This window comes from Streptomyces sp. CNH287 (assembly GCF_000424825.1).
Genome location: NZ_KE384252.1, coordinates 358743 through 385186, shown reverse-complemented (window position 1 = coordinate 385186; position 26444 = coordinate 358743). Strand labels below are relative to the sequence as shown.

Here is a 26444-nt window from a genome sequence, read left to right as displayed (position 1 = left end):
TCGATACCACCGGTCACGCTCTCCTGTCATTCGCACGCCCATCTAATTTGTGCCCATCCCCCGAGAAGGGATCGTGGCGTACCGTTGGAAATCATCCGAGCCCCGGCGGCTACAACAGGCTCCCGATCCGCGAACTGGTTCCGGTGGCGGTCGCCGCCACCGGGTAGACCCCCGGCGACCGGAGTGCGCCCCTCGGCCGGCGAGGGCGGGATCGACGGTTCCCCCTCATTTCTGATCGGCGCTCCCCTCGTCAGAACGGCGCCCGCCGAAGGGCCGACGGATGAATCCGGGCGGGCGTCACGGCGAGGTTGCCGACGTATCCGGTGCGGGTGGCTGCCCAGACGGTGCCGTTCGGCCCGATCGCGGTGGCGATCGGCGCATCCGGCACGTCGGTGGTCCCGACCATGCGTCCGGTACCGAGGTCCCACACGCGCAGCGCCTCTCGTGTCGTGCCTGCGAGGACGGGCCGCCCGTGCAGCAGCCCGAGTTGGGGGTTGGACAGCTCCATGCCGCCCAGCCTGGGGCCGAGAGGTTCCCGACGTGCCAGGTCCCACGCCTGGCGGCGGGCCCCGAGCAGGGCCACGGGCCGCCCGGCCAGACCCCAGACGCCGTGCTGGAGGACGGGGACCGCCAGGGGCGGTCCGACAGGGGTGTCCGAGGTGACGTCCCACAGCAGGTGGCCGGGCTCAGCGGCCGCACGCCACCGCTCCTCCGCGGAGGTTGCGTCGGACAGTTGCCGCTCCAGCCAGGCGTATGTCCGTCCTCCGGTCCCCAGCAGGCGTGAACACCTCCACCCCTGGGGAACGCCCCAGGACCCGAGCACCCGGTCGCCGTCGAACGCGTCATGGAACACCGCGGCGCGCGAGGGGCTGTGGGACTCGCACACCAGGATGGCCAACCGCCCGGCGATGACCGCAGGGGCCGCAGCGTGGCCGGACATGTCGACAACCTGCTCGACGAGTTCGAAGCCGTCCCGGGTCACCCGCAGGAGGCGGTAGCCACGCCGGCGGCGCGTGAGGTGCAGGATGAACGGGCTGTCCTGCCAGGTGAAGCTGGTGAAGTGGTCGGCCGGGTCGTGCGGCCACTCCTTGTCGCCAAGGCCGTGGACATCGATCACCTCACCCGTGGAGGCGTCGCGCAGGTCCACACGCTGGAACCCCTCCTCCGAGCAGTACATCCCGGCCAGCAGGGTCCGGCGGCCGACCACGACGACCTGCAGCGCACCCGAGAGGTACTCGCCGGAGTGCGTCGTCGTGCCCGGCTCCGCCCCGCGCGTCTGCCTCATCAGGGCATTGTCCCACCGGGCGCGCCCGGACTCCCGAGGTGGGGCGGTGGCACCGCGCCGCCGCGTACGCCAGGCGCCGCACGTCAGCCGGCCGGAGACCCCGTGGAACTCCTCAGCCCGGAAGGGCCCCGCCCTGCCTGAAGGGGCAGGACGGGGCCCGTGGCGGAGGTGTCGGTCAGCAGGCGCTGACGTCCCGCCAGACGCCCGACTCGCCGCCCACGCCGGGTTCCTGGCCCTGGGTCCACCACTTGGCCTGGTAGACGCGGCCCTTGTGGGAGACCTGCTGGCCGCCCGTGTAGACCGTGGTCGCCGACCACGCCGCGACGGTGCAGTCACCCGGGCCGCCCGGGTCGCCGCCGCCGGGGTCGCCCGGCGTGGTGCCGCGTGGGTGGTCCCCGTTGAGGGAGTAGCTCTTGCCGCCGAAGGTCACCGTCCAGTTCGACGGGGTGGAGATCGGCAGCTGGTAGACGAGGTCGATGCTCGCCGTCTGCCCCGGCGCCAGCGTCTGGTAGCCGGGCAGCTTCACCGAGGCGCGGTGGAAGTCGCCCTTGAGGCCGCCGATGTTGCTGCCGGTGTGATCGGAGCTGATCACTCTGAGGCCCCACCCGGACTGGTCGGAGGCGGTCCCCGGCGCCGAGGTGCCGTAGTCGAACTGGAACTCCGTGCCTCCCGGAAGGGTGGCCTTGGTGTTGTTCGTGATCTTGAGCTTGGGGTTGATGGGGTAGTTGCTGTCGCCCAGGGCGAAGCCCGTCACGTCGGTCTGGATGTCCAGCGCTTCCGTGGGCATCGCGCGGTTGGCCTTCTTGGCGCCGTAGGGGGTGGCCGCCTTGAAACCCTCGTACATCTGCGTGACCATGGAGTCGCCCGGCTCGTACTGGCCCTTGGCGGCGTTCCAGCCGTAGTCGCCCGCCAGCTCCCACATCATGGTGCCGCCGAGGCCGCGTTCCTTGACGTAGTCGATCTTGGCGCCCAGGGACTGCTCGTCCTCGGTAGAGAGGAAGACCTTCTTCTGGGCGTTCCACAGCCAGGGGGACTTGAGCGTGGAGTCGTAGTGGCGGGTGTACCCGGTGGGCTTGGCGTCCGCGGGGACGCCGTAGTCGGCGAGGTAGTCGCCCGCGATGCCCTTCTCCAGGTTCTTGTTGTGCCACATCGGGTTGTACCCGGCCGGGACCTCCTTGCCCGCGGCGTCCTTGTCGTGCCAGATGTTGTCGATGCCGACGGCGCCGTCACCGCACTGCTGGTTGGTGCAGGTGACCTTCGCGGTGCCCCACAGCCCGTTGTTCCCGCCGGTGACGTTCTTCCAGCCGCGGGAGTAGGACGGCAGGCCGATGTTGATCCGGCCCGCAGGCATGGAGCCGCGGAAGTAGTGGTAGGCCCAGTCGGTGTTGAGGTAGCCGATGCCGCCGTACTGGGGCGAGTTGTAGACGTTCCAGTGCGCGAGTTCGGCGTCCTTGCCGTCGTCGAAGAGCGCGGAGTTGGGGCCGACGAACTCGTTCCAGGTGCCGTGCAGGTCGTACGACATGATGTCGACGTAGTCCACGTACTGCGTCACCTGGTGCGTCTCCATGCCGCGCAGCAGCCAGGCGGAGGCGGGGGCGGCGATGGTGAGCAGGTAGTGCTTGCCGTCCGCGGCGCCGGCCCTGTCGAGCTTCTCGCGCAGCGTCTTCATCAGCACGGAGTAGCTCTTCATCAGGCCCTTGCGCCGTGTGTTGGCGTGCGGCCAGTCCTCCGGGTTGCCCGCGTCCATCATCGACGTCGCGTACTCGTAGTCGATGTCGGCGCCGCTGAAGCCGTACTTCTTGATGAAGGCCACGGTCGAGTCGGCGAACGCGTCGATGCCCGCGGTGTTCACCGTGCCGTCGGCGTTGGTGGTCATGCGGTAGAAGCCGCCCTGGTCGAGGCGCTTGCCGTCGGGGCCCAGGACACCGCCGCTCTCGGCCCAACCGCCCACGGAGACCAGGGTCTTGACGTCCGGGTGTTGCTTCTTGAACTTGTTGAGCAGGTTGAAGTGGCCCTTGTAGGCGTACTCCGGGTCCATCTCGGCGCCCGCGACCCCGGGCCAGGTCATGCCGGTCGCGGGGTTGTCCGGGCTGTCGGCGCCCACCGAGAGCTTGTTGTCGGCACCGACGTGCGCGAAGGCGTAGTTGATGTGGGTGATCTTGTCCCACGGGATGTCGGAGGCCAGGTAGCGCTGCTGCTTGCCGTTCTTGCCGGTGCGCCAGCTGGTGAAGTAGCCGATGGCGCGGCGCTGGTGGTCCGCGCCCATCTTCTCGCGGCCCTCGGTGTCGTAGACGGTGCAGTAGGGCACCGCGACACCGGGAGTGCGGTACAGCCCGTCGGGGCGGCAGGCTTCGTGGTCCTGTGCGGCGGCTGGAGCGGGAGTCGCGGAGAGCAGCCCGGACAGGAGTCCGGCCAGTCCCGCGAACATTCCCGCGACCATGGTGCGTCTCAGTCTGTGGGAAGACAGCACGGTCACTTCCTCCATGGATGCGGTGGAGCAAGACAGGGCTTGCGTGGCTCGCGGTGTGCGCACACCGCGAACCGGTACCTCGGAGGTGTTTGTCAAAGTAGGAGGGCCAGGCCCTTCGGTCAATAGGTCTGTACCAATCCGCTCACCGGCTGTCACTCCGCGGATCAGGGGAGCGGAGCTTCCCGCCGCCCGGCGCCCGCCGCGGCACGCGGGACAGATAGGTTCGCCGCATGACACACGAGGAGGAGCCGACGGGGGCCGCGGCGTTCGTGGCCCACGAGTGGCGCTGCGCCCTGGAGGCGGACAGCACCCTGATCGACCCCGCGATGACACGGGCGGCCTACGCCGAGCCCCGCCTGCGTCAGCTGTTCCCCTTCGTCAGCCACGGCGCGCTGAGCCTGAGCCGGTGCACCCGGTTCCCCTGGACGAAGGACGTGGGCACGCTCTACCGCCGCGCGGGCGGCGGCTACGTGGTGATCCGTCACTCCGACGGCGCCACCCTGGGCGAGCCGGAGACGGCGGAGGCGGCGGCCGCCCTGATCGCGGCCCACCTCCCGCCGGGCACCGGCCCCGCGGTGGACGGCACCGCTGAGGACCTGGCGGGCTGAGCCGGGCCCGCCGCCGACGACTCGTGGGTGAGGCCGTGAAACCCTGGTCGTTCGAGCGTGCGCTATCCGCCGAGTGACCGCAGAGCGGCCACGAGCGCGAGCGGCCGGTACAGTTCGGCGGCCCCGCGCGTCGTGGCGGAGGCGGCGGCGCACTCCGCGCGCAGCGTCCGGGGATCGAGCAGCCTTTGACGGACGAGGACCGATCCGGGCAGCCACTGGGAGAGCAGCGGCAGGCCGTGTCGGAGCATGGCCGTCTCGCAGGTTCCTGCGAAGTCCTCCCGTAGCGGCGGCCGGATGACCTCGCGGGAGTATCCGGCCCGTGCCAGGCGCACACGCATCAGCCGCTTTCCCCGCCGCCAGACCAGCGGAAGTGATTCGCCGAACCGCAGGACGAGAGGCGTGGCGAGCGGGCTGACCGGCCACAGGCCATGGCGCATGGCGGTCGCGCTGTGCACGGCGAGGGCGGCGAGTGTCGAGGCGTGGAGTACGGAAGCGGGCGCCAGGTCGTCCGCGATGGTGGGCAAGAGGTCACGGGCGCGGGGGCCCAGGTGGCCGGGTGCTGGATGCAGATTCCACGGGTCACCGGTTCGGGCTCGCTCCTCTGGGCGCTGAAAGCACAGCTCGTCGCCACCTATTCCGGTGAAGACCCATCGGACGCCGATCGCGCCCAAGCGTCTGTACAGCTCGTTCATCGCTTCGGAGTAGGTGCCGTCCGCAGGACTGTTGGGCCGTCCAACGGCGCGGGGCCCCCGGGGATGGAACGGCGCGAACTCCTCGACGGGCACGGTCAGGTCGGGGCCGAGGTCGGCACGGGCGGTGAGTTCGCGGCGTCGCCGGACCTGCTGTTCGCCGACCACCCCACCGAGGCGGAGGGCTGCGGTGCGTGTGCCTCCGATGGACTCGGAGAGGGCCAACGCGGTCATCGCGCTGTCCATGCCGCCGGACAGTTCTACCGCGCAGGAGGGGAAGCCGGAGGTGCGCTGGCCGGGGGAGGACGAGACCTGCGGGCGCGGGCTGCTGCTCGTGGAGGCGCTGGCCGGTCGGTGGGGGGTGCGGGGCCGGGAGGGCGGCGACGGCAAGACCGTCTGGGTGGAGCTGGCCGCACCCGGCGCGGGGCGGGGCGCAGGCTCCTGACCGGGCCCGGGCCCGGGCCCGGGCCCGGTCACGCAGGCGTGTCCGCGAGCGCGTGGAGGGCCCGGGCGGTGAACTCGTCCAGCGGGTAGAAGAACTCGACCGCCAGCTCCGAGAGCGTCACGTCGGCGGGGGCGCCGAAAGTCGCCATCGTGCCGAACATCGACAGCTCACCCAGCGGCGTCCGGACGCGCATCGGCACCTGGATCGGGCCGGGCGGGGAGGCCGCGTCCCCCTTCGCGGGCGCCGCCTCCGCGCCGCCCTCGGGGCTCGGATAGCGGCTCACCTCCTCGTACAGCTCGCGCAGCCGCGTGTCGCCGGTGGCGTTGACCTGGCGCAGCAGCCGTTCCAGGAAGAGGGCGCGGACTTCGGCCAGGTTCACCAGGCGCCCGGCCAGCCCCTCCGGGTGCAGCGTCAGCCGGAAGACGTTCGGCTCAGGCTCCAGCAGATGCTCCGGTACGCCGTCCATCAGGACGGACAGGGCGCGGTTGCCCAGCCGCACGTTCCAGCAGCGGTCGACCACGACGGCCGGGTACGGCTCGTGGGTGGTCAGCATCATCTCCAGCGCGGAGCGGACCTGGGCCATGCTCTCGTCATCCAGGCCGCTCTCCTGGTACGCGGGTGCGTAGTCGGCGGCCAGCAGCAGGGTGTTGCGCTCGCGCAGGGGCACGTCCAGGGCGGCGGACAGCCGCAGCACCATCGCCCGGCTGGGGCGGGCCCGGCCGGTCTCCACGCAGGACAGGTGCCGCGTCGAGCTGTCCGCGCGGAGCGCCAGCTCCAGTTGGCTCAGCCTGCGCCGCTGCCGCCACTCCCGCAGCAGGACACCCACGCGCGACGGCTGATCCTCATCCATGCCGGGAGTGTAGCCGCCGGCGGATCAACGCGGCCATGACCTGGGAGGTCATTGAGTCCGGCACCTCCGGGATGCCACCGTCCGACCGTACGGGCCGGGCCGCTTCAGCCCCCGGCCCACGCATCGACCACGTGCCGAGGAGGCCCGTATGACCAGCCAGGCCCCGCCCCTCCGTGTTCCGGCTCCCGCCGCCCCGCGTCCGGCGGACGAGCTGCTGCGCATCATCCTGCGCGTCGACAGCTGGGGCACCGCCGCCTTCGGCGTGTTCTTTCTCTCCTGCGGCAACTGGCTCAGCGGGCCGCTCGGCCTGCCGGTCAGCTGGTCCCTGCCCTTCGGGATCGCGATGCTGGGCGGGGCCGCCGCGCTCGGCCTGATCGCGGGATACCCGCGCATCCCGGACCGGCTCGCCCTGACGGTCGTCGTGGGCAATACGCTCTCCACCGCCGGACTCCTCCTGCTGGTCCTCACCGGGGTGATGCCGCTCAACGGCCCCGGGACCGCCTTCATGCTCTTCGGCGTCCTGCTCGTCGCGGTCTTCGCCCTGCTCGGAGACCGCGGCCGGCGCGCCGCGAAGGAGGGCGGCGCGCTGCGCTGAGCACGAACGGGCGGCTCTGTCCGACGACGGCCCGCCCCGCCGTCGCGCTGCTGACCACCGAACTGGCACGCCGCCGACGGCGGGACGCTCCGCAGGACGGGGCCCCCTGCGTGGTCAACATCAGCACCGACGCCGCCCGCGCCTTCCCCGGCCAGCTCGGCTACGGCACCTCCAAGGCCGCGCTGGAAGCCTTCACCCGCGCCGCCGCCCTCGGCCTGGCCGAGGCCGGCATCCGCGTCAACGCGGTGGCACCCGGCCCGGTGCAGACCGGCTGGATGGACGCCGGGACGTACGAGCACGTCCGCGCCCTCGTGCCCATGCGGCGGGTCGGGGAGCCGGAGGACATCGCCGACGCCGTGGTGTTCCTGGCCTCGTCCCAGGCCCGCTGGATCACCGGCCAGGTCCTCCAGGCGGCGGGCGGGCACGCGCTCTGAGCACGTGCCGGCGTACGGGTTTCCGCGGCGGTGGCTCGAGTGCTAGCGTGACGGCCATGTTCCTCCTCTGTGCATAGGACGCGTACGGACCGCACCCACCGGGTGCGGCACTCCGGCGTCCGTGCACACCCGCAGCTTCCGGCCTCCGCGCCGCGCTGCCCTTCCGGGGAACGACCTCATGACTTCGCCTTCGCACACCTCGTGTGCCTCGCACACCCCCTCGTACGCGGCCGTCCTGCGTACCCGTCATGCCCGCGCCACCTTCGGCGCGGCGCTGCTGGGCCGCCTCTCGTACGGCATGGTCTCGCTCTCCCTCATGCTGGCCGTCAAGGACACCACCGGCTCCTACGCCGTGGCCGGTTCCGTGCTGGCGCTCTTCGGGATCACCGGTGTCCTCCTCTCACCCGCCCGCGCCGCCCTGATCGACCGCTACGGTCCGCGCCGCGCGCTGCCGCCGATGGCGGCGGCGTACGCGCTGCTGCTCACCGCGCTGGCCGGCGCCACCTGGCGGCCCGGGACCGGCGGACTCGCCCTGGGCGCCCTCGCGATGGCGGCCGGCACGTGTATGCCGCCGCTCGGTCCCGTGATGCGGACCCTGTGGAGCGTCCTGCTGCCCGACCGGCGGCTGCGGCAGCGGGCGTACAGCCTCGACTCCGTGGCCGAGGAACTCCTCTTCGTCAGCGGCCCGTTGCTGGTGGGGCTGCTGATGAAGCTGGCCTCGCCCGCGGCCGGAGTGGCCGTCAGCGCCGCGCTCGTGCTGACCGGCGCCCTCGCGCTCGCCGCCTCCCCGGCGATGCGCGCCGTGCCGGTGAGGGTGCGTACCCGCCCCGAGCCGGGCCGGCGCCTACGGGGCGCCGACCGGCCGCGGATGGCGCCGGACCTGCGTCGTGCCGTCCTCGCCGCGGCCGGGGTAGGGCTGTGCGTGGGCGCGCTGGAACTCCTGGCGGTGGCGTTCGCCGAGCAGCGCCACCAGGCGTCGTCAGTGGCCTGGGTGCTGGCCGCACTCTCGGCGGGCAGCGCGCTCGGCGGTCTGGCCTACGGCGCCGTGACCTGGCGGAGCACCGACCGGCGGCGGCTCCCGGTGCTCGCCGCCGCCCTGGCCCTGCTGCTGGCGGTGGCCGGACTCGCCCCCGGGCTGCTGGTGTTCACCGCTGTGTTCGCCGTCGCCGGGCTGTTCATCGCCCCGGCGCTCACGACCGCCTACCTGCTCGCGGACGAGTCCGCCGCACCGGAGCGCCGTACGCAGGCGGGCGCGTGGGTCAACACCGCCGTCAACGCCGGGATCTCCGGCGGCACGGCGGCGGTCGGGCTGCTGGTGGGGCGGCTGCCGCTGCCCGTCTGCTTCGTGCTCGCCGCCGCCCCGGCGCTGCTGTGCGCGGCAGCGGCGGCGTACGGGTCCGGGTCCGGGGGCGGGGCCGGTGCCGCTGCCGGTGACCGGCCGGCGCGGGAGGAAGTCGGATCCGGAGAGGCCATAAGCTGATCCGGCCACCGTGGCAGTGATCCTGTGGAGGCGGGAGCCGAGTCGATGGACATGTCCCTGCGCGAAGTTCGGGCCAGCGACCTGCCGTTCCTCCAGGAGCACCTGGCAGACCCCCGGTTGCCGCAGCTGACGGCCGTGACCAGGTGAGCGCGTCGCCGAGCACGCGGTCGGTGATCGCGCCCGCACAGCCGCCCGCACAGTCGCCCGCGCTGCTGTCCGGGCTGTCCGAGGTGCCGTTGCTGGAGCGCACCGAGGACGGCGTCGCCTGGCCGCTGCTGCTGTGGGCGCCGGGGCCCGGCTGGCGCATGTTGTCCAGCGCGGTGCTGGGCGGCGGCTGGGGCGAACGGCACTGGGTGCTCAACGCGCAGGTCACCCCCGGCTACCGCCGACCGGACCCGGCCGCGCACCTGGCGGCCCTCGCGGCCGAGGCGGGCGCGAGCGGGCCCGGCGTGGGGCTGATGACCGCCGCCTGCGTCGCGGACCGGCGCAGCGCCACGGACGAGGGGGTGGAGGCCCTGGTCACCGCCGGGGTGGGAGTGCACGGCTGGGCCGCCGCCCCGGCGGTGGCCGCGCGTCCGGGTCCGCCCCGGGCGGGGACGATCAACATCGTCGCCGCGCTGCCCGTACCGCTGGGCCCGGCCGCCCTGGTGAACGCGGTCACCACCGCGACGGAGGCCAAGGTCCAGGCGCTGCGGGACGCCGGATACGACGCCTCGGGCACCCCGACGGACGCGGTCTGCGTCGCCGCACCTCTGGCACCCGGCGGCCGGGACGGCTCGGACGAGGAGCCCTTCGCGGGCCCCCGCTCCCGCTGGGGCTCCCGGCTGGCCCGCGCCGTCCACACGGCGACCCTCGCCGCCTGCCTGGCCGACCACCACCGCCGGGTGGGCTGACGGGCAGGACGCCGGGACCTATTCGTCGCGGGCCTGGAGAAGCAGGTCCGATCTGGCCCGCAGCGGGGAGAAGTCGTCGTGGGGAAACGTCCGCTCCAGGAGGTCGAGGCCCGGTCCCAGGTCCGGCTGGCACCAGCCGAATCCGGGGTCGCGCGGATCGGCGTAGAGGTACTGCCAGTTGCACAGCCCCCGGGTCAGCAGCAGGGCTTCCAAGTACTCGGGATAGGTGAGGTCGAGCCGCACGAGGGTCCCGTCCGTGTTGACGGAGAACCAGATCTCCAGGTGCCCGGGCGCTCCCGCGGCGGTCTCGAATCCTTCGTCGCCTAGGAGGAACCCGGCGATCGCGCCCGTCCCCATGCCGCCCTGCGAGTCGAACGCGTGGAGCCAGCCTTGCTCGTCCGCGTACCCGTCCTGCGGGCCGAACACTTCGGTGCTGTTGCACAGCGATCCGTACCAACCGCATGCTTCGGCCGGCCACTCCGCCTCGGGCAGCCCGTCGGGAACCGTACCCACGCAGACGTTCACCAGATGGTTGAGCGTGAACTCGCCGCCGAGGGTGCTGTCCTCCTCGGCACGCCAGTAGCAGAGCAGACCGTTGTACCGGTGGAGGGCGTCGGCCATGGAAGGCGCGAGACGGACACCCGCGACCTTCCGGATCACCTCAAGCGCGTGCTCCGGTCCGGTGAGCCACGAGTCGAGGGAACCCTCCTCCGCATCGATCACCTTGATTCCCTCCGTCGAGCGAAGCTCGGCGAGCATGGCCCTCAGCCGGTCCTCGAAGCCAGTCATGTGCAACCTCTCTCCCGTCAGCCGTTCGAAGCATGAACATAGCCCGGCTGACGGTCAGTTGATGCCGCAGGGGCGGCCTGTCAACCCTCCGGAGGGCCGGGCGCCGCCTGGCCGGACGGCTGCATGACCGATCATGGGGCGTCCACGGACGCGACGGTGCGGGAGGGCGGGCAGGCATGCTGGAGGGGTTGGCCGAGTACTGCGGCAAGGTGCTGGCGGAGCGCGGCTGCCCGTCCGTCTCGGTCGCCGTGGCCGAGCGGGGCGAGGTGGTCCGCACCGGGGCGTACGGGCTCGCGGAGATCGCGGGCGGGCGCGCCGCCACGCCCGCCACGCCCGGCACGGCGTACGGGCTGGGCTCCGTCACCAAGCCGGTCACGGCGGTCGCCGTCTGCCTGGCCGCCGACGAGGGGCTGCTGGACCTGGACGCGCCGGTGCCGGGCACGTACGGGCGCCACCCCGCCCCGACGGCGCGGCAGTTGCTCCAGCACCGGGGCGGGCTCGGGGCGTACTACGCGTGGGAGTACGGCGGTCAGGAGCACACGATCGACCCGGACCGCTACGCGCTGCTCCACCGCGCGCCGGGCACCGGCTTCACCTACGCCAACCTCGGCTACCGCCTGCTGGGCGGGCTGCTGGAGTCGGCCACCGGGCAGCCGCTCGGCACGTTCGTACGGGAGCGGGTGTTCGAGCCGCTCGGGCTCACCGGCTGCCACCTGGGGCGTACGTACCCGGGCCCGGCGCCGTCGGCGGTGCGGTACACGGCCGACGGGCGCGCCTACCCGGATTACGGCTGCGGCCACCCCGGCGCCACCCTCGGCTGGGCGCCCGCCGGGGAACTGGCGCTGTTCGCGCAGTCCTACGAGCGGCTGCTGAAGCCGGAGACGGCCGCCGCCGTGCGCGCCGCGCAGCCCCTGAACGAACGGGTGGGATACGGGCTGGGCTGGAGCGTGTCGTACGGCGGCGGCCCGGTGGTGCTCAGCCACGGCGGCGGCGGGGGAGGGGTTGCGGCGATGCTGGCCGTGCTGCCCGAGCGGCGGCTCTCGGTGGCCGTGCTGGCCAACTCCACGGACAAGGCGGCCCGCGACGACGTCTTCGCGTACGTGCTGGGCGCGCTGGTGCCGGACTGGACGGCCGCGCTGACCGACCCCTCGGTGCCCGACCCGGTGCGCCCGGTGCAGCTGTCTGAAGGCGCCGTCTGGGCGGGCCGCATCAGCACGCCGGAGCGTGAAGTGCCGTTCGGCCTGCGGATACTGGCGGGACGACAGGTGAAGCTGCGGGTGGAGGGCGAGACGGCCGTCGGCGAGGCGTCCGCCTCACAGGGCTGGGACCTGCGGGCCGAGCTGCCGTTGCAGCTGCCGACCGCTGACGCCCGGATCAACAGCCCGCTGCTGGGGCTCCAGCTCCGCCTGGGAGACGACGGTCTGCTGGTCGGCGTGGCTCACGCGTACAAGAACGGCGACAGCGAGGGCTGGCTCGGCAACTTCCTCAGCCACCCCTGCGTACTGCGCCCGCGCTGACGGGATCACTCCTGCGTGCCCGGGTGCTCCACCGGGAGCCCGCGCTCCCTTGCCGCCGAAGCGAGGCGTCCGTCGTAGGTGACGAAGGCGGTGAGAGCGTGCTCCAGGTGCTCGGCACTGGCCAGGTGAATGGCGTCCAGGCTGCGTAAGTGCCGTGCGGGGAAGAGCCCGGCGGTACGCAGGACGGAGTCCGTGACGCGAACGCGCAGCACGCGGCTCCACATGTCCTCGGCCGCATCCGCGACTTCGGGGTCGGCCCCCACCCTGATCAGCGTGCGGGCGATCTCGGTCTGGGCCAGTGAGGAGGTGGCATGCCCTTCAGCCGCACGGGCGGAGAGGAGCGTACGCAGGTCAGGCGTTTCCGGCTCGGGCAGCAGCAGCTTGAGCAGTGCACCGGAGCCGAGGTAGATCAACGCTCCTCTTCCTCCCGGATTCGGAGCAGTACGTCGGACAGCGTGGGCGACGAAGCCGGGCGGGCAGGGAGCGGCTCCCAGTCGGCCAGTCCTGGTGCGGCGGCTTTGTCCGGGCCGACCGTGCCGGTGCGGACCAGCTCTTCCCGTACGCGCTGTTCGGGGTCGGGTGGGCCCAGGACCGCGATGAGCCGCCCGTTGCGGGTGATCTCCACCCGTTCCCCGGCCACGACTCGGTCGATGAGCTCACTCGCGTGTTGTTGGAGCTGGCGGATCGGCACCCTCGTTGTCATATGAAGCACGGTGAGCGACGGCGTGCGTCACTTCCTGCGCTCGTGCGGCGATTCCCTCGAAGGAGGGACGTGCCCACTTCCCGCGCGGGGCCCGTGCCCTGCGGTCGGCTATGCCGACGGGGCGAAGGGGGTGCGCAGCTGCTGGTCGTCCTGGTTCGGGTCCAGGTCCGGGCCGTCGTGCTCTTCTGTCGTGTCGTCGGCGAAGTCCGGGGCCTGGAAGGGCCTCGTCGTGGGCGGGCGTGCTGCTGTGGCGGCGTAGATGACCACCGGCTCGGGTTCCGAGAACAGCGAGGTCGTGTCGATGGGAACTGACTCCTTGAAGGTGCGGACGCGTCGGGCGGGAGGGCACGGCGCGGGGTGGTGCCGGTATGCGGGCACCGGTGGTGCTGGTGTGCTCCGGCCGGTCACTTCCGGGTGACCGGAGGGGTGCGGGCCGGGCGGGCGGTCCGGGCGGGGCTGGTGTCGGAGCCCCCGACCGGCCGCCGTGGCCTGGCCTGGAGAGGGCCTCAGAGCTGGGTCATCTTGGTGAAGGGAGCCATGATCCGTTTTTGGACCGGGCCGAAATCAACAAGCACCGCGTTCTCGCCCTCGAGCCCGATGACCCGGCCGAGGCCGTGCTCATCGTGGGTGACGCGGTCCCCCACGGCGAAATGCTTCGGGGGTGGTGCGACCGGATTCTTGAAGGGGCTTGCGGGCAGATTGCGCCGGGTTGCGGCTGACCTTGTCATTGCCCTCAGTATGCCCTGCCGACCCAGCGTACGGTCCCGGTGTGCGGTTTTCGATTACGGCGGAAGGCGGCCGAGAGGCCCGGGCCGCTGTCCGGAAGGGGCCGGAAGATCCCGGGAAGGCCGGGAATCAGGGCGCGTACCGCCGGAGTGTCCGCCCCATAGCGGCGAGCACGGACGGCTCGGCGCGGTAGTACACCCAGGTGCCCCGCCGCTCGGAGGTGAGCAGGCCCGCCTCCTTCAGCTTCTTCAGGTGGTGGGAGACCGTCGGCTGGGAAACGCCGACGTCGGAGATGTCGCACACGCACGCCTCGCCGCCCGGGTGGGAGGCGACCGCCGAGAACAGCCGCAGCCGCACCGGGTCGCCCAGCGCCTTGAACATCGCGGCGGCGCGTACCGCCTCCTCGGCACCCAGGGGGCGTTCGTCCAGCGGCGGGCAGCACGGGGCGGCGGCTTCCTCCCCGGCCGCCTCCGCGCCCGCCGCCGCCCCGGCCTCCGCGCCCGTCGCCAGCAGTGTCAGCGCCTTCACGTTCGACATGTGTCTATGTTGACACATGTCGAACCAATGGGGAGCCGGGCTTCGCCCAGGCATTCGAACGAATATTCGAGATCTGGTTTATGGTGGTCCCGAGGGAGGGGGTGGCCAGCTGGTGCGGGGTGCGGAGAGGAGCGTCGGATGGGCGGCTTTACCCACCTCCACGTCACCTCCGGGTACTCCCTGCGCTACGGCGCCTCGCCCCCTGACCTGCTGGCCCGGCGGGCGGCCGAGCGCGGGATGGACGCGGTCGCGCTGACCGACCGGGACACCCTCGCGGGTGCGGTGCGGTTCGCCAAGGCGACCGCGCGGGCCGGGGTGCGCCCGGTGTACGGGGTGGAGCTGGCGGTGGGCGAGCAGGCCGAGCCGCCGACCGCCGTACGCAGACTCCGCACGCCGGTGCGGGGCGGTGCCTTTGTCGACGAGTCGGCGCAGCGCGCCGTCTTCCTGGCCCGGGACGGGGCCGCCGGGTGGGCCGGGCTGTGCCGGCTGGTGACGGCCGCGCACGCCTCCGGCGCCGAGCGGCCCCTGCTGGGCTGGGCGGAGCTGGGCCGGGCCGGGGACGGGGTGACCGCGCTGCTGGGCGCGGAGTCCGACGTCGGGCGGGCGCTGGCGGCGGGCAGGCCGGACCGGGCCGCACGGCTGCTCGGGGCGTGGCGGGAGGTCTTCGGGAGCGGGCTGCGGCTGGCGGTCACCGCCTCCGGGCCGCTGCGGGAGGCCGCGCGGGCGCTGGGGCTGGCCGCGTCCGAAGGGGTCGCTCCGGTGCTGACCAACGCCGTGCGCTACGCCGACCCCGGTCAGGGCCCGGTCGCGGACGTGCTGGACTCGGCGCGGCGGCTCGTACCGGTCGACGGGCGGGCCGGGCTCGACACCGGCGAACGGTGGCTGAAGGGGCCGGCGGAGATGGCCGAGGCGGCCGGGCGGATCGCGGAGGCCGCCGGATACCGGCGCGACACCGCGCACCGGCTGCTCCAGCTCACCCAGGAGACCGCCGGGGAGTGCCGGGTCGACCCCGAGGACGACCTCGGGATCGGGCGGGTGCACTTCCCCGAGCCGCAGCTGGTGGGCGCCGGGCGGCGGACCGCCGAGCGGGTGCTGCGGTCGCGCTGCGCGGCCGGGATGGTGCGGCGCCGCTACGAGCGGGACGCCGGCCGGTGGGCCAGGCTGGCGGACGAGCTGGGGGTCATCGAACGGCTCGGTTTCTCCTCGTACTTCCTCACCGTCGCCCAGGTGGTCGAGGACGTGCGGGAGATGGGTGTACGGGTGGCCGCGCGCGGCTCCGGCGCCGGGTCCCTCGTCAGCCACCTGCTGGGCATCGCGCAGGCCGATCCGGTCGAGCACGGCCTGCTGATGGAACGTTTCCTCTCCCCGCGCCGCGCCGCGCTCCCCGACATCGACATCGATGTGGAGTCCGCCCGGCGGATCGAGGTCTACCACGCGATCTTCGACCGCTTCGGCCCGGAGCGGGTCGCGACCGTCGCGATGCCGGAGACCTACCGGGTGCGCCACGCCGTACGGGACGTGGGCGCCGCCTTGGGCATGGACCCGGCGGAGACGGACCGGCTCGCCAAGGCGTTCCCGCACATCCGGGCCCGCGACGCGCGCGCGGCCCTCGCCGAACTGCCGGAACTGGCGGCGGTGGACGCCGACCGGTACGGGGACCGCTTCTGGTCGCTGGTCGAGGCGCTCGACGGGCTGCCGCGCGGAGTCGCCATGCACCCGTGCGGCGTGCTGCTCTCCGACGGCTCGCTGCGCGACCGTACGCCCGTGGTGCCCACCAGCGGCGAGCACCTGCCGATGTCGCAGTTCGACAAGGAGGACGTGGAGGACCTCGGCCTGCTCAAACTGGACGTCCTGGGGGTGCGGATGCAGTCCGCGATGGCGTACGCGGTGCGGGAGGTCGAACGGGCGTCCGGGGAACGGGTCGACCTGGACGCCGTACCGCAGGGGGACCCGGAGACCTACGAGCTGATCCGCTCGGCGGAGACGCTCGGCTGCTTCCAGATCGAGTCGCCCGGACAGCGCGACCTGGTCGGCCGGCTGCAGCCGGAGACCTTCCACGACCTGGTGGTGGACATCTCGCTCTTCCGGCCCGGCCCCGTCGCCGCCGACATGGTGCGGCCCTTCATCGAGGCCCGGCACGGCCGGAAGGCCCCGCGCTACCCGCACCGGGACCTGGAGCCCGCGCTGCGCGAGACCTACGGCGTGGTCGTCTTCCACGAGCAGCTCATCGAGATCCTCTCGGTCATGACCGGCTGCGACCGCGCGCTGGCCGACGAGGCGCGGCGCGCGCTGTCCGATACCGAACGGCAGGGGCGGGTACGGGCCTGGTTCGCGCGGGAGTCCTCCCGGCGCGGCTACTCGGCGGAGGTCGTCGGGCGCACCTGGGAGATCGTGGAGGCGTTCGGCAGCTACGGCTTCTGCAAGGCGCACGCCGTCGCCTTCGCGGTGCCCACCTACCAGTCGGCCTGGCTGAAGGCCCACCACCCGGCGGCCTTCTACGCGGGGCTGCTCGCGCACGACCCGGGCATGTACCCCAAGCGGCTGCTGCTGGCGGACGCGCGGCGGCGCGGGGTGCCGGTGCTGCCGCTGGAGGTCAACCGGTCCGGGGTCACCTACCGGATCGAACAGGCGCCGGAAGAGGAGAGCGCGGGCGCGGGGGAGCGGCGGGGCGGCGCGGGGGAGCCCGGCGGGCGCGCGCGCCGCTGGGGCATCCGCCTGGCCCTTTGCGAGGTGCAGGGCATCAGCGACGCCGACGCCGAACGGATCGCCGCCGGGCAGCCGTACGACTCGCTCACCGACCTCTGGCGCCGGGCCCGGCCGCCCCGCCCGGTCGCCGAGGGGCTCGCCCGGGTCGGGGCGCTGGACGCCTTCGGCGCCAACCGGCGCGACATGCTGCTGCACATCGCCGAACTGCACCGCCAGCAGCGCGGGAAGGGCGCACGGGAGGGGCAGCTGGCGCTCGGCGACGCCGCGTCGCCGGAGGCGGCCGGACTGCCCGACCTGGACCGCGGCGAGCGGCTGGACGCGGAACTGGACGTCCTGGGCATGGACGCCTCCCGCCACCTCCTGGGCGACCACGCCGGGTTCCTGCGTGAACTGGGCGCGCACTCCGCCCGTACGCTGCGCGAGGCGCGGCACGGTGACACGGTCCTGGTCGCGGGTGCCAAGGCCGCCACCCAGACCCCGCCGGTACGCAGCGGCAAGCGGGTCATCTTCACCACCCTCGACGACGGCACGGGGCTGGTGGACTGCGCCTTCTTCGACGACTCCCACGCCGCGTGCGCGCACACGGTCTTCCACTCCTGGCTGCTGCTGGTGCGGGGGGTGGTCCAGCGGCGCGGGCCGCGCAGCCTGAGCGTGGTCGGCGCGGCGGCCTGGGATCTGGCCGAGCTGATCGAACTGCGGCGTACGGGCGGCCTGGAACAGGTCGCGGCACGGCTCGCGGCGGGGACCGGAGAAGCGGGGGAGGACGGCGGGACGGGGGCCGACGGCGCCGGGCAGGACGGCGCCGGGCAGGACGGCGCGGCCGGCGCCGATCCGGTCGGAGGGCGCCGGATCGAGATGCCGACGGGCTACCGGATGCACCCCTGGGCCGACCTCCGGCCCGCGGGCGGGCCCGCGAAGAGCCCGCGCAAGATGTGGCACTCCAGCCCGGGGAGCGCGGGATGAGGGAACACACGCGCCCCGCGGCGCCGGGTGCCGCTCCCGTACCCGCCGTCGCGCCCGTGCCCGCCCGGGCCCACGTGCTCTACGTGCACTTCGGCCCCCGCTCCGCCCCCCGCTACCCCGAACTGCTGGAGCTGCTCGGCGACATCACCCCGGTCGTGCAGGCGCTGCCCCCCGACGCCGCACTCGCCGACGTGCGGGGCGCGGTGCGCTACTTCGGGCGGGACGCCGCCGAACTGGCCGCACTCGTACGCCTGCGCGCGCTCGCGCTGCACGGCGTCGACTGCACGGTCGGCGTCGCGGTCAACCCGCTGCTCGCCCGGATGGCCGCTTGCGACGGGCCGCCGGGGCGGGTGCGGTGCGTGCCCGCCGGGCCGGGGGAGGCGGCGGCGTTCCTGGCCGGGAAGCCCGCCGCGGCCCTGTACGGCGTCGGCCCGGCGACCGCCCGCACCCTGGACGCGTACGGCCTGGACACCGTCGGCCGTATCGCCGCCGCCCGCCCCGGCACGGTGCAGCGCATCCTCGGCGCCGCCATGGGCCGCCGGGTCCAGGAGGCCGCGCGCGGTGTCGACCCGACGCCCGTCACCCCCGGCGCACCGGCGCCCTCGCTGAGCCGGGAGTACCACTTCGGGCGGGACGAGCTGGACGCGGGCCTGCGCCGCCGGGCACTGCTGACACTCGCCGACGAACTGGGCTTCCGGATGCGTACGGAGGAGCGGGTCGCGCGCGTGCTCACGCTCACCGTGCGCTGCGCGGACCGCTCCACGGTCACCCGCACCCGGCGGCTCGCCGAACCCACCGCGCACACCCCGGCCCTGACCGCCCTCGCCTACGCGCTGCACGACGCGCTGGGGCTCCAGCGCGCCCGGGTACGCGCGGTCGCGCTGCGCGCGGAGCAGCTCACCGCCGCCGAACTCGCCGCCCGGCAGCTGTCCTTCGACCCGCGCGAGGAGAACGCCCGCCGCGCGGAGGCCGCCGCGGACCGGGCCCGCCTCCGCTTCGGCACCACGGCGGCCCGCCCGGCGGGCCTGCTGGACACCGCCGCCTGAGAGCTCGCCTGTGGCTCCCGGCCGGCGGCGTGTTACGTTGCGAGACTTTGCTCCGTTCGGAAGGACCGCCATGGACGCCCCCTCGCCGCACAGCCGCTTCCTCGACGACGTGCTTCCGCCGATCCAGCGGGACGTGCGGGTGAGGGGTGTTGCCGTCTCGGGATCGATCGCGGAAGGGCGCCCCGACCTCTACTCCGATGTCGATCTCATCCTGGGCATCGACGACGAGGCGTTCGACTCGGTCATGAAGGAGCGGCTCACCCTGATCGGTTCCTGGACGGCCCTGGTGGCCGGGTTCACCGGGGAGCACGTCGGCGAGCCCCGCCTGATCGTCACGCTGGTCGGGCCGCCCCTCCTCCATGTCGACTTCACGTTCGTGCGGGACGCCGACTTCGCCGCGTTGCCCCAGGGCCCGGAGATCCTGTGGCTCCGGGACGGCTTCGAGGTCCGCGCGCCCGCTGACGGCCCGTCGGTGCCCCTCTCGCCCGACCTCCAGTGGATCGAGGACCGTTTCTGGGTCTGGGTGCACTACGGTGCGACGAAACTCGGCCGTGGTGAACTGTTCGAGGTCATCGGCTTTCTCAACTACCTCCGCGAGACCGTGCTCGGCCCCCTGGCGGCATGCCGGGCCGGGGTGGCCACCCGTGGAGTGCGCCGCCTCGAATCCCTCGCACCGAACGAGGCGCGAGACCTTCGGGCGACCCTGTGCGGCCACGATCCGCGCGACGCCGGCCGGGCGCTCCTGGCCAGCGCCGAGTTGTACGGGCGGTGGCTCGGGGACGCCGGAGCAAAGGTCGAGCGGCACCGTCGCGCCGAGAAGCTCGCCATGCGGTACCTTCGCGACGTCATCGCTCAGGTGGGCTGACCCGGCCGCCTCGCGCCGCACTGCCGTCCTCCAGGCGCGTGGCCGGTGGTGACGTGCTCGAAGGAGACCGTCCGAGGGGGGAGGGCAGGACATGGTGAGGACGCTGCTCACGCTGCTGCGTGCAGCGATCGCCTGCTCGGCGGGCGCGGCCGGCTGGTTGACCCTCCAGTACGGGGCCCCGGTGTTCCTCGATGATCCGGCGGCCGGGCGGCCGGACGGCTCGCTGGTGTTCCCTGTCCTGCTCTGCGCCCTCGCCCTCGTCGGTCTCGCCGTGCCCGCCCGGCACCTCTTCCGGCTCCGTCACCCGCTTCCGTCGAGCACCGCCCAGGTGCCGGGCCCCGCCGGGGCGATCGCGCGCGAGGACGGCGCGGAGAGGGAGGGTCTCGTACCCGCGCTGACCGGGGTCGCGCTGGGATCGGCCCTCGCGCTGATCACCGCCGGTGCGGCGGTGAGGCCGCTCGCGGCCGGCTCCGCGGTGGTCGCCGCCGTGATCGCGGTCGCCCTCGCGCGGGCCGGTGCGCGGGACCGCCGCCAGGCCGCCGAGCGGCACGACCGCATCGCGCGCGTACGGGGGCACGGCACGCGGGCGGTGGCGGAGGTGATCGCGACCGGGTTCGGCGGCCGGTGGCGCCACAACGGCCCGGAGATCAGGGTCACCGCTCGGTTCAGCACGCCCTCGGGCACCCGCACCGTCACGGACGACGTCGTCACCGAACCGGCGGATGCTCCGACACCGGGCGGGACGGTGCTCGTCTGGTACGTCGGGGACGGAGCCCGGCGGCGCGAGTTCTACCTGGAGCAGGACCCCGAAAGCGTCCGCGAACCCGGCGCGGCGGACCGGTACAGGGCACCGGACTGAGTCCCGCGCTCACCACGCCGGCCACGTCCGCACGAGGGCCGCCGCCGGGGGCGGCAGGCGGCGGCTCACCCGTCGCCGTAGAACCGAGCGCCCTCCTTGCCCACCCAGGAGAGGTCCACCGCGATGCCGAGCCGCCGGAGGTGGAACAGCTCTCCTCCGCGCTCCCAGACGACGATGGTCTCCTCCGGGTAGTCGTCAGGGTCTCCGAACGCCGAAGTCAACGCGGACATGTACTCCCAGAAAGAGGCGTCCAACTCGGCCTGCCCGCCGGCGTTCTCGCGCGGAGTGACTTCGGTGAGCGTGACATTGACCTCGAGAACGACCGACCTTTCCGTCAGATGCACGACGAACCCGCAGACGCCCGGCAGGTCGGGATGCTCAATAGGGATCGACGCGCAGTCGAGGGAGTCCAGCGCGGTGAGCTGAGCCGCCCGGAGGGCTTCCGGGATCTGCGCGGGGGTCCAGTCCCAGTCGATTCCGTCGAGTCGCAGCGCGAGCCCGGTGACTTGCTCCTCGGTCAGGCGTCGAAGCATGATCTGTCCTCACTGCACGTGGGTGCCCGTCGCACCAGCAAAGTTGACGACGACCCTACGTGACCCAGGGACCGTGGCCGGGAGGGCCTGCGGGCGTGCGGGACGGTCGAACGCCCCACCGTGTGCGACACGGTGGGGCGGCTGGGCCGGATCTGCTCAGACCGTGAACGCTCCGGCCTTCACGCCTGCCACGAAGGTGGTGAACGCTTCGGTGGGGAGGGTCAGTGCCGGGCCGTTCGGGTTCTTGGAGTCCCGGACGGGGACGACGCCGAACGATCCAGCGAGGTTGGCGGCGACCTCGACGCAGGTGCCGCCGTTGTCACTGTAGGAGGACTTGAACCAGCGGGGGGATACGGTCGTGGTTGTCACGGGGTGCCCTTTCGTGCCTGGTCGATCATGGCCACGGATGCCGTCTGTGAGAGCGCTTCGGCCTGTAGCTGATGGTAGGCCGTCAGCATCGGCAGCACGGACGAGCTCTCTCGGTCCAGGTGTCCCTGAGTCTGGGATTCGGCGTAACACATCACCGACCGATCCGGCAGCGTCAGAAGGTTGACAGGCCGATTGAACGTGCGTCGCTCGCCTATCTCGTACGGCGCCACCTGCAACAGTGTGTTCGGCAGCTCGGCGAACTCGGCGAGGCGCTCCAACTGCGCGTCCATGACCACCGTGCCGCCGACGGGCCGCCGGATGCAGCTCTCGTCCAAGGTCACAAACACCATGGGAGCCCGGGGCCGTACCAGCGCGGCTTGTCGCTCCGCCAGGAACGCAACTCGTTCCTCCGCTTGTTCGGGGCTGATGGTTCCGCGCCGTACGGCACTCTCCGCCAGGACCCGTGCGTACTCCGAGGTCTGCAACAGGCCGGGGATGATCCCGACCTCGAACAGCCGGATCTCCGCCGCGCGGCCTTCGTAACTCACGTACTCCGGGAAGCCTTGAAGCAGGATTCCGTGCCGGATCTCGCGCCACTGGCGTTCGAAGGACTCAGCCGTGCCTTCGATTCCGAGAGCGGCATCAACTGCAAGTGAGAACTTGCGAGTCGGCGGCTTATTCGCATTCTCCACCCCGGAGACATGCCGCCCGGTGTACCCCGCCCGTTCGCCGAGGTCGTCCTGCTTCCAGCCCCGCGCCTCACGTGCGCTGCGCAGACGCGCGCCGTACGCGGCTTCCGGGCTCGCTTCAGGGTTCAGCTCTTTGAGGTTTACCAACGTACCCTCCGCACACGCCACGTTGATGACATGCCAACTCTAAGTCACGCTGAGCCGCCTTGGTAGTGGAACCACTACAGAGAGGAGCGGTCGTGTCCGAGAACCCCCCGGCGGAACGGCGAAAGACCCCACAAACCTCCGCCCCGGATGGTCGCCTGCCCCAACTACCCACCCCGCCAAGCCCTGTCGGCTGGCGCATCGACCGCATCCCCGGCAAACCCGTCCTGCGTCAGCCGGAGTTCGACAGGTACCTGTTGCCCCTGTGGCTCGTACGCGAGGGCGAGCACCACAGCGATCTCGACCTGATCCTGGACACCCCGCAGGCCGAGGATCTGCACGCCCAGTTCTGCCGCGCCCTCCAAGGCGAGGCGACACCGAACCCGCCCCCGCTCTGCCCGCCCTCCAGCATCCACTGCCCGCGCGGATGGTCCGTCGAGCGGACCCCCGGCATACCGCTGCGTGCCGAGGAGAACGGGTACGTGCTGCCCCTGTGGCTCCTGCACAACGGCCGCCCCCACGCAGACCTGATCCTCTGCCTCTCCCCGGCCGAAGCCGAGCTGGTGCACGCCCAGTTGTGCCGCGCACTCGGTGACGCGCCGCTGCCACCCCAGGCACCGGAGTGCCGTCGCACCGTGCAGGTCACCCGCCCGGCGCTGTGAGACCGGCTCCGTCCCCTTTCCTCCTCCCCGCACGGAGGGGGACGGAGCCCCCCGCCACCACACAGCCAGGGGAGACACGATGACCGAGGTCGGCGAGCCTTGGCCAGACCCTCTTGGTGACCGTGCAAGCCCGGCGGGCGAGGCGGCTGAAGCACCCAGGGTGCATGAGCCGTCAAGCCGGTGGCTCAGCCGCCCTGCGTGCCGTCGCCGGTGTCGAGAGGGGCGTCGGTGACGAACGTGGCGTGGGCCGCAATGATCTTCCAACCCGCCTGGTCACGGGTCCAGGTCCGGGTATAGCGCATTCGTGCGACCATCGGCTGACCGCCGACGGAGCCTTCCAGCGTGCCGAGGAACCAGGTGACACCGGCGTGCGCAGTGGCCAGCACCTGGAGGTCCTCCTCCTCGACGCGGCTCAGCACCTGCTGGCCGGTTTCGTGCGCACGTAGATCGTCCTGCTTCGAGTAGACGCTTCCGTCCGGTCCGGTGAACCGTCCCGCGTCGTCGATCAGATCCTTCAGTGCATCCACATCGGAGGCGAGTTGGGCGGCCTGGAGGCGCCGTTCGGCTGCGCGAAGGCTATCGGTGTGGTCGTCGTTCGGCATATGCCCACTATGACGACCGGAGCGCTCGCACCTTCCATAGTTCTGCTTCTGGCGAATCCAGGCTCGGCTGCTGGAGGGGTTCGCGAGGGGGGTGGCACGGCGCCTCCCGTCCCGGCTCTTGTCCTAAATCTTCGAAAGCCGAGCTGTCGGAGTCACCCGAGCAGGCCCACTGCGAGGGCGATCCTCCGCCTTGCGAGCCGTCCCCTGCCTGCGGCGGGGAGACCCCAGCACCGGACGCCGCGCGCTTCCCGGCGAACCTCCCGGTCACTCACCCCGCACCTGACGTGCGCAAACTGAGGTGGGCAAAAGGCTGGGCCGCGACCGTCACCACAGTGCCGTCGGCGAGGAGGCAGTACCCGGGTGCGACCTTGTGCTCGGCCCCGAGCTACCGGGCGCGTGGAGGTCTGTTGTCGTACTCTTCCGCCTATGGGAATCGGGGCCGAGGGCCAACTGGTCGACGGGCGGTTCGAGTTGCTGGACCGCCTCGGCGGTGGCGGGATGGGGCTCGTCTGGCGGGCACGGGACGTCGTCCTCAAGCGGGACGTGGCTCTCAAGGAGGTCAGGCCGCCGGATCCGGAGCTGCTGGGGCTGCGCCCGGACGCAGCCGACATGCTGCGGGCCCGTGTCCTGCGTGAGGCGGTTTCCCTCGCCCAGCTCAGCCACCCCAACGTGGTCACCATCTACCACATCGTGAGTACGGAAGAGGTGGACCACCCCTGGCTCGTCATGGAGTTGGTCCCCGGAGGGTCGTTCCAGGACCGCCTCGACCGCGGACCGTGTACTCCGACGGAGACGGCGCAGTTGGGGCGCGGTGTCCTGCGGGCGCTGCGCGCCGCGCACCAGGCAGGGATTCTGCACCGGGATGTCAAGCCCGGGAACGTACTGCTGCGTACCGATGGGACTCCGGTTCTGACCGACTTCGGTATTGCCGCGGTCCGCGAGGCCACCAATCTGACCAACACCGGCGAACTCATCGGCTCCCCGGACTACATGGCGCCCGAGCGGCTCCGCGGGCGCGATGAGGACCCCTCCTCCGACCTGTGGTCGCTGGCGATGATGCTGTACGTCGCTGTGGAGGGCCACCACCCCATGCGCAGGGGGTCCACCCTGGCCACGCTGGCCGCCATCTTGGAGGAGGACGTCCCGGAACCTCGCCGCGCCGGAGCTCTCGCACCGGTACTGACGTCTGTGCTGTCCAAGGACGTGTCGGCCCGGCCGGACGCCGAGATGCTCGACCTGCTGCTGGCGGAGGCTGCGGGGGAGCGCATACGGACTTCCGTCGGCGGCGCGGTCGTACGGCCTTCGGCGACGGCGCATCCTGCGCCAGGCAGCGGTGCGGACACCGGCTCCGTCGACGCGGGAGTCCCGCAGCCGCGGGACGAGGAGCACGACGCCGGTGGAGGAGAAGACGACAGCCCCGAGGACGCAAGGGGGAGCGGCCCGGCAGCAGACGCGTCCCCAGTCCGACGGGGCCCACGCACCAGGAGTGCCCGGCGCCGGCTCGTGGTGCCCTCGACGCTGGCAGTCCTGGTCGCCGCCGTGATCGCCTGGTCCGTCGTCCCCGACTTCTTCGACGACGACAAGTCGTCCGGCGCGAGCGGCAGCACGCCTGGGGCATCCAGCACCCCTACCCCCACCTCCACCGCGTCGCCCACCGCGGAGCCGAAGAAGGAGAACCTGTTCACCCCCGCCGGCGCCCGCCGAGTCGTCCGTGAGCTGGACAAGGCCATGGGCACGACGAAGGCGATCAGCTTCACCGTCTACGGGAGCTCCGCGGACGTCTACGCGGTCTCGGCGGACGGTGAGGTGTACGACTCCTTCGACTACCAGGACGGCAAAGGGCAGAAGGGGAAGAGCGTCGGGCTGATGAACGGTCGTGGGTCGTTCGATGCCGCCAAGGTCGACTGGGATGCGCTGCCCCGCTTGATCAAGGTGGCCGAGACCGAGCTGGAACTGCGGCAGCCTGCACGGGTCACCCTCATCAGTCTCAACCTGGATTCGGACGGACCGTACATCATGCTGAGTGCAAAGGGTGAGATCGGCACCGCCTCTCTCCGTGCGAACTTCGACGGGGAGATCATCGATCGCACGATGGCGAGCTGAGCCCCGGCGGCGGCCGGCCCGCCTCCGCGCGGTGGGGGGCGGGTCAGCGGGCGACGAACGGCTCGGTCAGGTGCGGGGTCGCGAGGTGGAGGGTGCCGGCGGCGCAGCTGCGGAGCACCCGTTCCCGTGAGGCTCTCGCCTGCTCAGGGTCCATCTCCTGGGCGTAGGCGAGTGCGGGGTGGAGCAGTTGGATCGCGTGTACGAGCAGATCGCCGGTGACGGCCACCAGGTCGTGCCCGGACGCGACGAGGACGCTCTGGTGACCGGGTGTGTGGCCGGGCGTGGCGCAGACGCGCTCGCCGCCGCGCAGCGGGGTGTCGCCGTCGAGCAGCCGTAGCTGACCGGTCTTGCGGAGCGGGTCGATCACCGCGGCCCGCAGCTGCGGGTTGATCTCCTCGATCGCGTCGAGTTCGGCCTGCTGCAACAGGTAGGCGGCGTTCGGGAAGAACGGCCGCTTCTGCTCGCCGACGACGGCCCAGCCCACGTGGTCGGTGTGCAGGTGCGTGAGCACCACGGTGTCCACCTCGGACGGGTCGATACCCGCGGCGGCCAGCGAAGCCGGGAGCGCTCCGGGCACGGGCGCCCACGAGGCCGCCGGGCTGTCGGCCGGACCGATCCCCGCGTCGACCAGCGTCACGCCCTGGTCGCTGCGGATCGCGAACGCGCGGAACTGGAGCCGCCAGCTCCCGTCGGCGTCGAGCGCGCCGGGATCGAGCCGGTCGGCCGCTGCCCACTGCTCGGTGGTGGCGTCGGGGAACGCCTCCGACCTGGGAGAGAAGAAGGGGCCCGCGCCGTCGTCCAGTGCGATGACGGTGTACGGGCCGACCTCAAGGGAAGGGAGCATCCACAGATGGTGCCACCGGCGGACAGCCCACAACCGGG

At 72.5% G+C, this 26444-nt stretch carries 28 protein-coding genes; 13 read left to right on the top strand and 15 right to left on the bottom strand.

Annotated features, from left to right (window positions below):
* Nucleotides 1–250 precede the first annotated feature (250 nt).
* Nucleotides 251–1285, bottom strand: a complete 1035-nt coding sequence (locus H299_RS0129280) for a hypothetical protein (RefSeq protein ID WP_027751332.1) — start codon at nucleotides 1283–1285, stop codon at nucleotides 251–253.
* A 175-nt stretch (nucleotides 1286–1460) separates the two neighbouring features.
* Nucleotides 1461–3713, bottom strand: a complete 2253-nt coding sequence (locus H299_RS0129275; RefSeq protein ID WP_486587476.1) for a chitinase C-terminal domain-containing protein — start codon at nucleotides 3711–3713, stop codon at nucleotides 1461–1463.
* 272 nt (nucleotides 3714–3985) lie between these two features.
* On the opposite strand from H299_RS0129275, the gene H299_RS36895 reads away from it, so the two are divergent.
* Nucleotides 3986–4363, top strand: coding sequence for a DUF6193 family natural product biosynthesis protein (locus H299_RS36895; protein ID WP_027751330.1), 378 nt, complete (start codon nucleotides 3986–3988; stop codon nucleotides 4361–4363).
* 62 nt (nucleotides 4364–4425) lie between these two features.
* On the opposite strand, the gene H299_RS39760 is transcribed toward H299_RS36895, so the two are convergent.
* Nucleotides 4426–4887: a hypothetical protein gene (locus H299_RS39760; RefSeq protein WP_158692407.1), complete on the bottom strand. Its 462-nt coding sequence runs from the start codon at nucleotides 4885–4887 to the stop codon at nucleotides 4426–4428.
* Between the two features lie 370 nt (nucleotides 4888–5257).
* Here H299_RS39760 and H299_RS36885 point away from each other — a divergent pair, with 370 nt between their 5' ends.
* Nucleotides 5258–5497: a hypothetical protein gene (locus tag H299_RS36885; protein WP_051262956.1), complete on the top strand. Its 240-nt coding sequence runs from the start codon at nucleotides 5258–5260 to the stop codon at nucleotides 5495–5497.
* A gap of 28 nt (nucleotides 5498–5525) precedes the next feature.
* On the opposite strand, the gene H299_RS0129260 is transcribed toward H299_RS36885, so the two are convergent.
* Nucleotides 5526–6347, bottom strand: a complete 822-nt coding sequence (locus H299_RS0129260) for a helix-turn-helix transcriptional regulator (protein ID WP_027751329.1) — start codon at nucleotides 6345–6347, stop codon at nucleotides 5526–5528.
* A gap of 148 nt (nucleotides 6348–6495) precedes the next feature.
* On the opposite strand from H299_RS0129260, the gene H299_RS36880 reads away from it, so the two are divergent.
* From H299_RS36880 to H299_RS0129235, 4 genes are all read left to right on the top strand, one after another.
* Nucleotides 6496–6942 carry a hypothetical protein gene (locus H299_RS36880; RefSeq protein WP_051262955.1) on the top strand — a complete coding sequence of 149 codons (447 nt, stop codon included), beginning with the start codon at nucleotides 6496–6498 and terminating at the stop codon, nucleotides 6940–6942.
* Nucleotides 6939–7376 carry an SDR family NAD(P)-dependent oxidoreductase gene (locus tag H299_RS0129250; RefSeq protein ID WP_486587485.1) on the top strand — a complete coding sequence of 146 codons (438 nt, stop codon included), beginning with the start codon at nucleotides 6939–6941 and terminating at the stop codon, nucleotides 7374–7376. Before H299_RS36880 ends, H299_RS0129250 begins: the two co-directional genes overlap by 4 nt.
* Before the next feature lie 178 nt (nucleotides 7377–7554).
* Nucleotides 7555–8856: an MFS transporter gene (locus H299_RS36875; protein ID WP_051262954.1), complete on the top strand. Its 1302-nt coding sequence runs from the start codon at nucleotides 7555–7557 to the stop codon at nucleotides 8854–8856.
* A 173-nt stretch (nucleotides 8857–9029) separates the two neighbouring features.
* Nucleotides 9030–9749, top strand: coding sequence for an adenosylcobinamide amidohydrolase (locus tag H299_RS0129235; RefSeq protein WP_486587484.1), 720 nt, complete (start codon nucleotides 9030–9032; stop codon nucleotides 9747–9749).
* 18 nt (nucleotides 9750–9767) lie between these two features.
* On the opposite strand, the gene H299_RS0129230 is transcribed toward H299_RS0129235, so the two are convergent.
* On the bottom strand, nucleotides 9768–10538 hold the full coding sequence (locus tag H299_RS0129230; RefSeq protein WP_027751326.1) for a hypothetical protein: 771 nt from the start codon (nucleotides 10536–10538) through the stop codon (nucleotides 9768–9770).
* Nucleotides 10539–10714: 176 nt separating this feature from the next.
* Here H299_RS0129230 and H299_RS0129225 point away from each other — a divergent pair, with 176 nt between their 5' ends.
* On the top strand, nucleotides 10715–12055 hold the full coding sequence (locus tag H299_RS0129225; RefSeq protein WP_027751325.1) for a serine hydrolase domain-containing protein: 1341 nt from the start codon (nucleotides 10715–10717) through the stop codon (nucleotides 12053–12055).
* 5 nt (nucleotides 12056–12060) lie between these two features.
* Here H299_RS0129225 and H299_RS0129220 read toward each other — a convergent pair whose 3' ends face one another.
* The 5 genes from H299_RS0129220 to H299_RS0129200 form a co-directional block, all read right to left on the bottom strand.
* Nucleotides 12061–12468: a type II toxin-antitoxin system VapC family toxin gene (locus H299_RS0129220; protein ID WP_027751324.1), complete on the bottom strand. Its 408-nt coding sequence runs from the start codon at nucleotides 12466–12468 to the stop codon at nucleotides 12061–12063.
* Complete coding sequence (locus tag H299_RS0129215; RefSeq protein ID WP_037761158.1) at nucleotides 12465–12758, bottom strand: type II toxin-antitoxin system prevent-host-death family antitoxin; 294 nt, start codon at nucleotides 12756–12758, stop codon at nucleotides 12465–12467. Before H299_RS0129215 ends, H299_RS0129220 begins: the two co-directional genes overlap by 4 nt.
* Nucleotides 12759–12866: 108 nt before the next feature.
* Nucleotides 12867–13136, bottom strand: a complete 270-nt coding sequence (locus tag H299_RS36870) for a hypothetical protein (RefSeq protein ID WP_037761155.1) — start codon at nucleotides 13134–13136, stop codon at nucleotides 12867–12869.
* A 128-nt stretch (nucleotides 13137–13264) separates the two neighbouring features.
* Nucleotides 13265–13486 carry a CarD family transcriptional regulator gene (locus tag H299_RS0129205; protein WP_027751321.1) on the bottom strand — a complete coding sequence of 74 codons (222 nt, stop codon included), beginning with the start codon at nucleotides 13484–13486 and terminating at the stop codon, nucleotides 13265–13267.
* Between the two features lie 127 nt (nucleotides 13487–13613).
* Nucleotides 13614–14021, bottom strand: coding sequence for an ArsR/SmtB family transcription factor (locus tag H299_RS0129200; RefSeq protein ID WP_027751320.1), 408 nt, complete (start codon nucleotides 14019–14021; stop codon nucleotides 13614–13616).
* A 138-nt stretch (nucleotides 14022–14159) separates the two neighbouring features.
* Here H299_RS0129200 and H299_RS0129195 point away from each other — a divergent pair, with 138 nt between their 5' ends.
* The 4 genes from H299_RS0129195 (at nucleotide 14160) to H299_RS0129180 (ending at nucleotide 20460) form a co-directional block, all read left to right on the top strand.
* Complete coding sequence (locus tag H299_RS0129195; RefSeq protein ID WP_027751319.1) at nucleotides 14160–17690, top strand: DNA polymerase III subunit alpha; 3531 nt, start codon at nucleotides 14160–14162, stop codon at nucleotides 17688–17690.
* Nucleotides 17687–18736 carry a DinB/UmuC family translesion DNA polymerase gene (locus H299_RS0129190; RefSeq protein ID WP_078513130.1) on the top strand — a complete coding sequence of 350 codons (1050 nt, stop codon included), beginning with the start codon at nucleotides 17687–17689 and terminating at the stop codon, nucleotides 18734–18736. Before H299_RS0129195 ends, H299_RS0129190 begins: the two co-directional genes overlap by 4 nt.
* Nucleotides 18737–18806: 70 nt before the next feature.
* Entirely contained in the window at nucleotides 18807–19601 is a 795-nt protein-coding gene (locus tag H299_RS0129185; RefSeq protein ID WP_027751317.1) for a hypothetical protein, read from the top strand.
* 91 nt (nucleotides 19602–19692) lie between these two features.
* The gene (locus H299_RS0129180; RefSeq protein ID WP_027751316.1) at nucleotides 19693–20460 is read left to right on the top strand and encodes a hypothetical protein; all 768 of its coding nucleotides are present in this window, start codon (nucleotides 19693–19695) and stop codon (nucleotides 20458–20460) included.
* 65 nt (nucleotides 20461–20525) lie between these two features.
* Here the strand turns inward: H299_RS0129180 and H299_RS0129175 are convergent, their stop codons facing one another.
* The 3 genes from H299_RS0129175 to H299_RS36865 form a co-directional block, all read right to left on the bottom strand.
* On the bottom strand, nucleotides 20526–20993 hold the full coding sequence (locus tag H299_RS0129175; RefSeq protein WP_037761151.1) for a DUF6301 family protein: 468 nt from the start codon (nucleotides 20991–20993) through the stop codon (nucleotides 20526–20528).
* Between the two features lie 156 nt (nucleotides 20994–21149).
* Entirely contained in the window at nucleotides 21150–21362 is a 213-nt protein-coding gene (locus H299_RS0129170; protein ID WP_027751314.1) for a DUF397 domain-containing protein, read from the bottom strand.
* The gene (locus H299_RS36865; protein ID WP_037761148.1) at nucleotides 21359–22198 is read right to left on the bottom strand and encodes a Scr1 family TA system antitoxin-like transcriptional regulator; all 840 of its coding nucleotides are present in this window, start codon (nucleotides 22196–22198) and stop codon (nucleotides 21359–21361) included. Before H299_RS36865 ends, H299_RS0129170 begins: the two co-directional genes overlap by 4 nt.
* 92 nt (nucleotides 22199–22290) lie before the next feature.
* Here H299_RS36865 and H299_RS39370 point away from each other — a divergent pair, with 92 nt between their 5' ends.
* A complete protein-coding gene (locus tag H299_RS39370) occupies nucleotides 22291–22857 on the top strand; it encodes a hypothetical protein (RefSeq protein ID WP_158692406.1) in 567 nt (188 codons plus the stop codon).
* A 185-nt stretch (nucleotides 22858–23042) separates the two neighbouring features.
* Here the strand turns inward: H299_RS39370 and H299_RS0129155 are convergent, their stop codons facing one another.
* Nucleotides 23043–23459: a nuclear transport factor 2 family protein gene (locus H299_RS0129155; RefSeq protein WP_027751312.1), complete on the bottom strand. Its 417-nt coding sequence runs from the start codon at nucleotides 23457–23459 to the stop codon at nucleotides 23043–23045.
* Nucleotides 23460–23885: 426 nt separating this feature from the next.
* Between H299_RS0129155 and H299_RS0129150 the strand changes: the two genes are divergently transcribed.
* A complete protein-coding gene (locus H299_RS0129150) occupies nucleotides 23886–25562 on the top strand; it encodes a serine/threonine-protein kinase (RefSeq protein ID WP_027751311.1) in 1677 nt (558 codons plus the stop codon).
* Between the two features lie 43 nt (nucleotides 25563–25605).
* On the opposite strand, the gene H299_RS0129145 is transcribed toward H299_RS0129150, so the two are convergent.
* Nucleotides 25606–26406, bottom strand: coding sequence for an MBL fold metallo-hydrolase (locus H299_RS0129145; RefSeq protein ID WP_027751310.1), 801 nt, complete (start codon nucleotides 26404–26406; stop codon nucleotides 25606–25608).
* Nucleotides 26407–26444 lie beyond the last annotated feature (38 nt).

What these genes read in the sequence shown, in the direction of transcription:
- H299_RS0129280 (WP_027751332.1), bottom strand. Translation starts at nt 1,285, where the DNA reads ATGAGGCAGACGCGCGGGGCGGAGCCGGGCACGACGACGCACTCCGGC.
- H299_RS0129275 (WP_486587476.1), bottom strand. Translation starts at nt 3,713, where the DNA reads ATGTTCGCGGGACTGGCCGGACTCCTGTCCGGGCTGCTCTCCGCGACT.
- H299_RS36895 (WP_027751330.1), top strand. Translation starts at nt 3,986, where the DNA reads ATGACACACGAGGAGGAGCCGACGGGGGCCGCGGCGTTCGTGGCCCAC.
- H299_RS36885 (WP_051262956.1), top strand. Translation starts at nt 5,258, where the DNA reads ATGGACTCGGAGAGGGCCAACGCGGTCATCGCGCTGTCCATGCCGCCG.
- H299_RS0129260 (WP_027751329.1), bottom strand. Translation starts at nt 6,347, where the DNA reads ATGGATGAGGATCAGCCGTCGCGCGTGGGTGTCCTGCTGCGGGAGTGG.
- H299_RS36880 (WP_051262955.1), top strand. Translation starts at nt 6,496, where the DNA reads ATGACCAGCCAGGCCCCGCCCCTCCGTGTTCCGGCTCCCGCCGCCCCG.
- H299_RS36875 (WP_051262954.1), top strand. Translation starts at nt 7,555, where the DNA reads ATGACTTCGCCTTCGCACACCTCGTGTGCCTCGCACACCCCCTCGTAC.
- H299_RS0129230 (WP_027751326.1), bottom strand. Translation starts at nt 10,538, where the DNA reads ATGACTGGCTTCGAGGACCGGCTGAGGGCCATGCTCGCCGAGCTTCGC.
- H299_RS0129225 (WP_027751325.1), top strand. Translation starts at nt 10,715, where the DNA reads ATGCTGGAGGGGTTGGCCGAGTACTGCGGCAAGGTGCTGGCGGAGCGC.
- H299_RS0129215 (WP_037761158.1), bottom strand. Translation starts at nt 12,758, where the DNA reads ATGACAACGAGGGTGCCGATCCGCCAGCTCCAACAACACGCGAGTGAG.
- H299_RS0129205 (WP_027751321.1), bottom strand. Translation starts at nt 13,486, where the DNA reads ATGACAAGGTCAGCCGCAACCCGGCGCAATCTGCCCGCAAGCCCCTTC.
- H299_RS0129200 (WP_027751320.1), bottom strand. Translation starts at nt 14,021, where the DNA reads ATGTCGAACGTGAAGGCGCTGACACTGCTGGCGACGGGCGCGGAGGCC.
- H299_RS0129195 (WP_027751319.1), top strand. Translation starts at nt 14,160, where the DNA reads ATGGGCGGCTTTACCCACCTCCACGTCACCTCCGGGTACTCCCTGCGC.
- H299_RS0129190 (WP_078513130.1), top strand. Translation starts at nt 17,687, where the DNA reads ATGAGGGAACACACGCGCCCCGCGGCGCCGGGTGCCGCTCCCGTACCC.
- H299_RS0129185 (WP_027751317.1), top strand. Translation starts at nt 18,807, where the DNA reads ATGGACGCCCCCTCGCCGCACAGCCGCTTCCTCGACGACGTGCTTCCG.
- H299_RS0129180 (WP_027751316.1), top strand. Translation starts at nt 19,693, where the DNA reads ATGGTGAGGACGCTGCTCACGCTGCTGCGTGCAGCGATCGCCTGCTCG.
- H299_RS0129175 (WP_037761151.1), bottom strand. Translation starts at nt 20,993, where the DNA reads ATGCTTCGACGCCTGACCGAGGAGCAAGTCACCGGGCTCGCGCTGCGA.
- H299_RS0129155 (WP_027751312.1), bottom strand. Translation starts at nt 23,459, where the DNA reads ATGCCGAACGACGACCACACCGATAGCCTTCGCGCAGCCGAACGGCGC.
- H299_RS0129150 (WP_027751311.1), top strand. Translation starts at nt 23,886, where the DNA reads ATGGGAATCGGGGCCGAGGGCCAACTGGTCGACGGGCGGTTCGAGTTG.
- H299_RS0129145 (WP_027751310.1), bottom strand. Translation starts at nt 26,406, where the DNA reads ATGCTCCCTTCCCTTGAGGTCGGCCCGTACACCGTCATCGCACTGGAC.